At 61.2% G+C, this 294-nt stretch carries 1 pseudogene; it reads right to left on the reverse strand.

What is annotated here, in order from left to right:
- Positions 1 to 294: pseudogene (locus AB3X96_RS42785) on the reverse strand (IS5/IS1182 family transposase); the annotation flags it as partial.

Below are 294 nucleotides of genomic sequence, written 5' to 3' on the forward strand. Positions count from 1 at the left end.
GCATCGAGCGGGCACCTACCACCAGTCCCTCCCGATGCGTCGTCGTGATCGACACCTTGACGCCGAATTCGTACGGCGTACGAACTTTGCCCTTCGCCAGACATTCAACTTCCGGTGCGTGCAGCGCGTAAAGCTTGTTCCTGTCCTTCGTCTTCTGCGTCAGGATCCGCTTCGTGCGGGCAATCAGTTCCTGCAGCTCAGCTCGCCTGTTATCAACCACCGTGTCGAGTTGCCGTTCGACGTCGCGCATGACCCGACCCACCCGCGAGCGCAGGGTGCGCAGTGCCTTTCCCA

It is taken from the genome of Paraburkholderia sp. BR13439 (assembly GCF_040948805.1).
In the GTDB taxonomy this organism is placed as follows: domain Bacteria; phylum Pseudomonadota; class Gammaproteobacteria; order Burkholderiales; family Burkholderiaceae; genus Paraburkholderia; species Paraburkholderia youngii.